Source organism: Lacisediminihabitans sp., assembly GCF_036404185.1.
In the GTDB taxonomy this organism is placed as follows: Bacteria; Actinomycetota; Actinomycetes; order Actinomycetales; family Microbacteriaceae; genus Lacisediminihabitans.
This window is the reverse complement of record NZ_DASWPB010000040.1, coordinates 1-7153: the sequence shown is the minus strand read 5'-3', so window position 1 is coordinate 7153 and position 7153 is coordinate 1. Positions and strand designations below refer to the sequence as shown.

General features: G+C 69.0%; 6 protein-coding genes. 3 read left to right on the top strand and 3 right to left on the bottom strand.

Going from position 1 to position 7153, the window contains the following annotated elements:
• Positions 1-86: 86 nt before the first annotated feature.
• Both VGC18_RS02165 and galU read right to left on the bottom strand, forming a co-directional pair.
• A complete protein-coding gene (locus VGC18_RS02165; protein WP_331093751.1) occupies positions 87-743 on the bottom strand; it encodes a GNAT family protein in 657 nt (218 codons plus the stop codon).
• Positions 744-748: 5 nt separating this feature from the next.
• Positions 749-1642 (bottom strand): UTP--glucose-1-phosphate uridylyltransferase GalU, encoded by an 894-nt coding sequence (gene galU, locus VGC18_RS02160; RefSeq protein ID WP_331093749.1) that lies wholly within the window; start codon positions 1640-1642, stop codon positions 749-751.
• A 66-nt stretch (positions 1643-1708) separates the two neighbouring features.
• Between galU and VGC18_RS02155 the strand changes: the two genes are divergently transcribed.
• Genes VGC18_RS02155 through mscL form a run of 3 tightly spaced genes read left to right on the top strand, consistent with a single transcriptional unit; the run spans position 1709 to position 3193 of the window.
• The gene (locus VGC18_RS02155) at positions 1709-2287 is read left to right on the top strand and encodes a 5-formyltetrahydrofolate cyclo-ligase (RefSeq protein ID WP_331093747.1); all 579 of its coding nucleotides are present in this window, start codon (positions 1709-1711) and stop codon (positions 2285-2287) included.
• Between the two features lie 43 nt (positions 2288-2330).
• Positions 2331-2696, top strand: a complete 366-nt coding sequence (locus VGC18_RS02150; protein WP_331093745.1) for an FmdB family zinc ribbon protein — start codon at positions 2331-2333, stop codon at positions 2694-2696.
• A gap of 26 nt (positions 2697-2722) precedes the next feature.
• Positions 2723-3193, top strand: coding sequence for a large conductance mechanosensitive channel protein MscL (mscL, locus tag VGC18_RS02145; protein ID WP_331093743.1), 471 nt, complete (start codon positions 2723-2725; stop codon positions 3191-3193).
• A gap of 301 nt (positions 3194-3494) precedes the next feature.
• On the opposite strand, the gene VGC18_RS02140 is transcribed toward mscL, so the two are convergent.
• Positions 3495-7153, bottom strand: a 3659-nt coding sequence (locus VGC18_RS02140; protein WP_331093741.1) for an AAA family ATPase, incomplete at its 5' end; no start/stop codon positions are given.

The window sequence follows — 7153 nt, the reverse complement described above, 5'->3', positions numbered from 1 at the left end:
CGCCGCGAGCACCAAGACCACACCAGATCCGATACCGTCAGCTCCCATGCTCCTACGGTACGAGTGACCGGCGCGAAAGCCGGCGATTAGGGAAGGTGTGTTCCCGGCAGCAGCGCGGCATCCCGCTCGGCCTGAGGCACGGTTCCCGCCCCGACAGGGACCCTGCCCTCCTTCCACCGACGCAGCACCCCCGCCGGCACCTCCTCGGCGACGAGGGCGAAACAGAAGTGATCCCGCCAGTCGCCGTTGATGTGGATGTACCGGCGGCGCAGCCCCTCGTACCGGAAGCCGAGCTTCTCCACCACCCGCAGGCTCGGGGCGTTCTCCGGGCGGATGCAGATCTCCATGCGGTGCAGGCCGACCTGGAAGAAGGAGTAATCCGTTGCCAGCGCGACGGCCGTGGGGGTGATCCCGTGGCCGGCGAACCGCTCGGAGACCCAGTACCCGATCGTCGCGGAGGACAGCGACCCATAGGAGATGCTCGACACGTTCAGCTGGCCGGCGAACTCGCCGTCGTAGTCGATGGCGAAGGGCAGGCCGAAGCCGGCCCTGGCGTTGGCCTGCAGGCTTCGGATGCTCGCCCGCACGTCGAAGCTCATCGCGCCGTGGGGGTTGGTGGCCTCCCATTTGCGCAGCCAGCCGCGGTTGTCGAGAAGCTCGCGTTCGAGCAGGCGCGCATCGCGCAGACGAATCGGCCGGACCGACACCGCGCCGTCGGTGAGAGTAGGGATCGGCGTCGACACGGTGCCTAGTCTAGGTTCCCGACGAAGTCCTTGAGCCACGGACGCAGGTCCGGACCGAGGTCCTCGCGATCGACCGCCAGCTGCACAATGGCCTTGATGTAGTCGAGCCGGTCGCCGGTGTCGTACCGGCGGCCGCGGAAGACCACGCCGTAGACGCCGCCCGCGATGTTCTCGTTCGCGGCCAGCGTCTGGAGGGCATCCGTCAGCTGGATCTCCCCGCCCTTGCCCGGGGGCGTGTGCTCGAGGATGTCGAACACCTCTGGCTGGAGCACGTAGCGGCCGATGATGGCATAGTTCGACGGCGCGTTCTCGCGGGTCGGCTTCTCGACGAGACCGGTCACCTTGACGACGTCATCGGTGTCGGTGGCCTCGACGGTGGCCACGCCGTACATGTGCACGACGGAGGGGTCCACCTCGAGCAGCGCGACGATGGTCGCATTGCGCTTGGTCTGCTCCTCGATCATCCGGGACAGCAGCACGTCGCGCGAGTCGATGATGTCGTCACCGAGCAGCACGGCGAACGGCTCGTGGCCGACGTGCATCCGCGCGCGGAGCACGGCGTGGCCGAGGCCCTTCGGATCGCCCTGGCGCACATAGTGCACCTCCGCCAGATCGGTGGCGTAGTTGACCTTCTTGAGCCGGTCGATGTCGCCCTTCTGCAGCAGGGTGGCCTCCAACTCGCCGACCCTGTCGAAGTGGTTCTCCAGGGCATTCTTGTTGCGGCCGGTGATCATGAGCACGTCGGTCAGTCCGGCCGCGACCGCCTCCTCGACGACGTACTGGATGGCCGGTTTGTCGACGACGGGGAGCATCTCCTTCGGCATCGCCTTGGTGGCCGGCAGGAACCTCGTACCGAGGCCCGCGGCGGGAATGACTGCTTTCGTAATGTGGAACGCCATAGACGCAAGGGTATATGGCAACTCGTTTCCGAATGGTTACATCCTGGTGGCGCTTAGGATGTCAGCATGGTCGGTGACGCAAGCCACGAGAAGCGAGCGCTACGGGTGGAGCTGCGTGAGCGGCGGCGGATCATGACGGCGCGCGAGCGGGAGCTGGCCACCTCCCAGCTCTGCGGGCACCTCGTCGATCTCGCGACCGACCTCCACGTCTCGACCATCTCGGCCTATCTTCCGACGAACGAGGAGCCCAACATCCGGCCCTTCCTCAACTGGGCGGAGAAGCAGGGCATCCGCATCCTGTTCCCGATCTCACGCGACGACGGCCTGCTCGACTGGGCGGTCGGCGACGGCCACACCGAGACCGAGGGGCTCTTCGGCATGCCGGAACCGGTCGGCGAGCTGCTCGGCCCCATCGCCGTGAACGACGTCGATCTGATCCTCGTTCCGGCGGCGAGCGTCGACCGCACCGGAATGCGGATGGGCTGGGGTCGCGGCTACTTCGACCGCACGCTCGGCTCGATGGAGAAGTGCCCCCCGGTCTATGCTGTGATCTTCGACCGGGAGTTGGTCGACTCCGTGCCCAGCGAGGTGCACGACAAGCGTGTCGACGGCGTTGTGACGCCGGGTGGCATCGTCACCTTCTGACTTCCGATTCATCGTTTTCGGCCCAACCGCACGGAGGATCAACGTGCCCACCTATTCGTATCGCTGCGCGAACTGCGACTACGCGTTCGACCAATATCAGGCATTCACGGATGACACGCTCACCGTCTGCCCGAACTGCGGCGAGCCGAGACTCCGCAAGGTGTTCAACTCGGTGGGGGTGACCTTCAACGGCTCCGGCTTCTACCGCACCGACAGCCGGGCCGAGAAGGGTGGCCGCTCGTCCGGGGATGGGGCGGCCGCATCCGCCTCGTCGTCTTCGTCGTCCTCCTCCTCCTCCTCCTCCTCCTCCTCGTCGGAGTCGGGTTCCAAACCCGCCGAGTCGAAGCCCGTGTCGAAGCCGGCCGCGACACCCGCCGCCGGATCGACCTCCGCCTCCACCGGTTCGTAATTCCCGTTCGTTAGGAGTCCAACCCCATGCTCAAAGGCTTCAAGGAGTTCATCCTCCGCGGCAACGTCATCGATCTGGCGGTCGCGGTGGTCATCGGCGCGGCGTTCACGGGCATCGTCAACGCGATCGTCGGTCAGGTGCTCAACCCGCTGATCGGAGCGCTGTTCAACGCGAAGAGCCTCGAGAAGGCCCTCCCCGTCGTGATCCCGACGACGAGCGGTGGGACCGCGCCGCTCTATTTCGGAGCGGTCATCGCCGCGGTCATCCAGTTCCTGCTCGTGGCCGTCGTGGTGTACTTCGCCCTCGTGGTGCCGATCAACTACCTGAAGCGGGTCGCGTTCAACCGCCAGAAGGAGGAAGAGGCGGCCACGCCTGCCGACGTGCCGCCCACCGAGACCGAGCTGCTCATCCAGATCCGCGACCTGCTGGCCGGGCGCCCCTCCCCGGAGGGCGACCACACCCTCCCGGCGCCGTCCGGGAAGCACGCCGAGGCCTGACGCCGCCCTGCCCAGCCTCACCCGCGCATCCGTCCGGCGCCCTGACCGTTCAGGGGACACGAATGCACCCTCGTGGGCCGCGGGAGAGTGCATTCCTGACCCTTGGGCCGGGCGGGCCGGCACGGCGGGCCCAATCACCCCCAGTGCGGCGGCTTGTCCTGCCTGAGGCGGTCGTCGTTCTCGTCCTCCGCGTGACGCGGGGGCTCCTTTTGCGGGTTCGGGTCGCTCCCGGGCACCGGCTCGGTCGTCACCCGCCGACGCGGCCTCTCGCGGGGGGTCGGCGCGACGTGCTCACCCACCGTCAGGCCCGCTGAGGGGTGACGATCGGGATGGGCTGCGTGATCGGGGCGGAGTCGAGGCCGAGCATGGTGACGATGCGGTCGGCCACGGCGTCCGGCTCGCTGAACAGCTCGAACGCGTGCACCCGCAGGTAGTGCCAGCCGAGCCGGCGCAGCATCTCCGGACGCAGTCGCAACGACTCGCGCAGGCTCGTGCCGAGCAGCACCGAGTCGGTCTCGATGGTCAGGCACATCCCCTGGTGAGACGCGACCAGGCCGAGCTTCCCGCGGTGACCGAGGGCGACCCGCAGCCCGCGGACCTCGAGGCGCCTGGCCAGATCGACGAGCATCGGATCGCTGTCGTCCGGGATCGCCTCGACGGTCCCCCGCGCGTTGACGTCGGCGAGGATGTCCGCCAGGGCGATCGCGCCGTGCTGCATCCGATCCTCGTCGATGTCCTGGGGCTCGAAGCAGGTGACGATGGTCATCGACCGGCGCGCGCGGGTCATCGCGACGGCGAGCAGCCTCTCGCCGCCCGGCCGACCCAGCGCGCCGAAGTCGGAGAGCACCCGGCCGTGCGGGGTCCGTCCGTAGCCGATGGAGAAGATGACACGGTCACGGCTCTGAGCGACGGACTGCTCGATCGTCGTCACCGTGAACGGCTCCGAGCGGTCGCCGAGCACGAAGTCGTGCAGCTCCGGCCGGCCGACGGATGCCCGCAGCACCGCCTGCTGGACCCGCAGCGCATGCTTCGCGCTCGCGGTGAGCACCATCAGGGACTCGTTCGGGTGCAGCGTCGCGTGCTCGATCACCAGCTCGACGGCGCGCTCCACCTCGGCGTCGACGCTCTCGACGCCCCCGGACTCCGGGTCGGGCATGCCCGAGCCGTCCGTGACGTAGTCGAGGCGGATGCTGTTGTGGCCGAGGAAGCTCCCCGCCCAGGGGAAGGACTCGATCTTGCCCGCATAGAACCGGCGGTTGACCAGCTCGGCGAGATCCTCGCCGCCGGCCCGATAGCTGCGGGTGAGGGCGAGCGTCGGCAGGAGGACGCCCAGCTGGGCGAGCGCCGACCGCTCGTGCAGCTCGTCGAGGACCTCGGCAGCCACCTCAGGCGCGTCCTCCTCGACCTCGGAGAGGCCGATGGCGAACGGGGACGGGGTTTGGGTGACCGGGTCACCGAAGGCGACGGTCTGCTTGCCGCGACGGATCGCGCCCACGTTCTCCGCGAGGGTCGTCGCACCGGCGTCGACGAGGATCACGGTGTCGAAGCGCAGGGTGTCGCTGATGCGGCTGACCTCGTACGGCGAGGCGAGCCAGACCGGGGCGATCGTGCGCGAGAGGTGCGGGGAGGCCTCCTGCAGGTCCCGCGCGTCGAGCGACGGCGCGCGCAGGGCACGTTTGAGCGCGGCTGCCTCGTCCGGCCAGTCGACGAGGCCGATGTTCCAGTTCTCCGCGAGCTGCCAGCCGAGCAGCTGCGCGCTGCCGGCGGCGTGAGCCTCGTCGACGAGCCGGAAGTCGGCCTCGAGACGATCGAGCACGGAGGTGTTGGCGTTGAGCAGCGCACGATCGGCCTCGAGCAGGGACTCCAGGGCCGATTGCCACCAGGCCAGCTCGAGCTCGGCGGCGACCTGCTCCTGGGGGACGTGGCGGGAGGCCAGGTCGTCCAGTAGCGGGTCGAGCTGAAGCTCCTGCAGCGTGGTGCGCAGCTGGGCGCGCTCCTGCAGGTTGCTCAGCACGTCGGAGTCGGCAGCGAGGGCGGCGAGGCGTTCGACGAGCACGTGGATCGGCAGATGCACGAGCTGCGTCTCGCGGGTCACGGAACCGAGCGGCTCGTCCAGCTGCGTCAGATCCTGCGCGACCTGCTGATAGGCGACCTGCACGTCGGCGATGCCCACCGGCACCTCCGGAGTGACGCCCGCGGCGACGAACCGCTGCCAGAGGACCCGCTGCTGCTGGATGCGCACGAGCGCCTCGTTGATGTCCCCAATGTGCACGCCGGGACGGATGTATTCCTTGGCGAGCTTCTTGAGACGTCGCCGGTTGGCGGACGACATCTCCGGGGCATCCTTGCGGGACGACGTGGCGATGATGAGCTCGCTGAGCGAGCGGTCGAAGACGACGGGGAGGAACTTGTCCAGCGTGTCGCGGACATCCACCAGCAGCCGCAGGTAGACGCCGAGCTCGTTGACGGTCTCGAACGGACGCATCCTCGTGCCCTGGATGAGCTCGCCCGCCCGCTCCAGCAGTCGCGGAAGCTCCGTGTTGTGCAGCTGCTTGGCGATGCCGTGCGCCCGGACGGCGTCCTCGCTGGTGACGAAGTGCGCGCCGTACCAGGGCGAGTCGCCCGGTCCGTACTTGAACTCGCCGAGGCCGGCGGCCTCGACCATCGCCGCCGCCGCGCGGCTGCGGTCGTGCGCCATGGCCTCGACGGATGCCCTGGACAGCCGCGCGGTCGTCGCGGGCGGGGAGGGCAGCAGGGCGAGGCGGGACAGCTCGGTCAGGCAGTCGAGCACCGAGACCCCGAGCTCCGGGTCCTTGCGCGCGACGGCCCCGCGATAGTCGAGTAGCACCTTCCGCAGGCGCACGAGCGCCTCGTCCACCTCGCCGACCTGGGGAGACTTGGCCTTCTCGTTGCGTCCGATCGAGCGGATGATGTCGCGGCGCAGCGTCGACGGCACGACCGCGAGGCCGGCCAGGCCGATGTCACCGAGGCGCTGGGCGATGCCGGCGAGGGATGAGCGCCTCGCGCTGACGACGAGGACGCGCTTGTTCTGGCTCACCAGGCAGCCGAGGGCGTTGACGATGGTCTGGGTCGCGCCGGTGCCGGGAAGCGTCTTCACGACGACGGAGTTGCCCGCCGCGATCTGCGCGATGACGTTCTCCTGCTCGGCGTCCGCGTCGAGGAGGAGGGTGTCCGTCTCCGGCGTGCGGTAGTCGGGATGCTGCGGCTCGACCGGCGCATACCCCTCCTGGATCGTCCACTTGGCGGAGGGGTTCCCGGCGAGGGCATCGAGCAGCGGGTGCTCGAGGTCGGCCGCATCGGCGTGCATGGCGGTCGCGACGTCCGCGAAGGAGGAGACGACCAGGCGCGGCTGAACGTTGAACCAGTCCAGGTGCGAGGTGAGCCCTCGCAGGCGGTCGATGACGGGATTGGGCTTGAAGGAGCCGTCCTCCTCGGCGAGCGCGACGAACGCCTGCGCATCGAGCGAGATCTGGAACTGCTGTTCGAGCGCGCGTGCGAGCTCGGGGTTGAGGAACGGGGAGCCCTTGAGCTTCACCTCGAAGTCGCTGCCGTAGCGGCGGATCGCCAGCGGACGGAGCAGGATGGGTGCACGGTAGTCGACCCCGTCGTGCTGCCATTCCGCGATGCCGATCCCGAGGTGGATCGAGTCGATGCCGCGCGCCGTCGCCAGCTCAAGCCCCTTCGCGGCGATCTCACCCGCCGCGAGCTTCGCGGCGCGCAGGGCGATGTCCTCCCGGATGAGGTTGGACAGCAGGGTGGACTTTCCGGTGATGAACTGGGCGAGACCGCCGGGATGCGTCGCGCCGAGCTCGATGCGCGTGCGCGGGGCGTCGACGAAGTGCAGGAGGGGCGAACGACCGCCGACGCCGGCCAGCTCCGCCCGCCAGGCCTGCCAGGTCGGTTCCGCGACGTTGCCGAGGACGAAGCTCGGATCGCCGA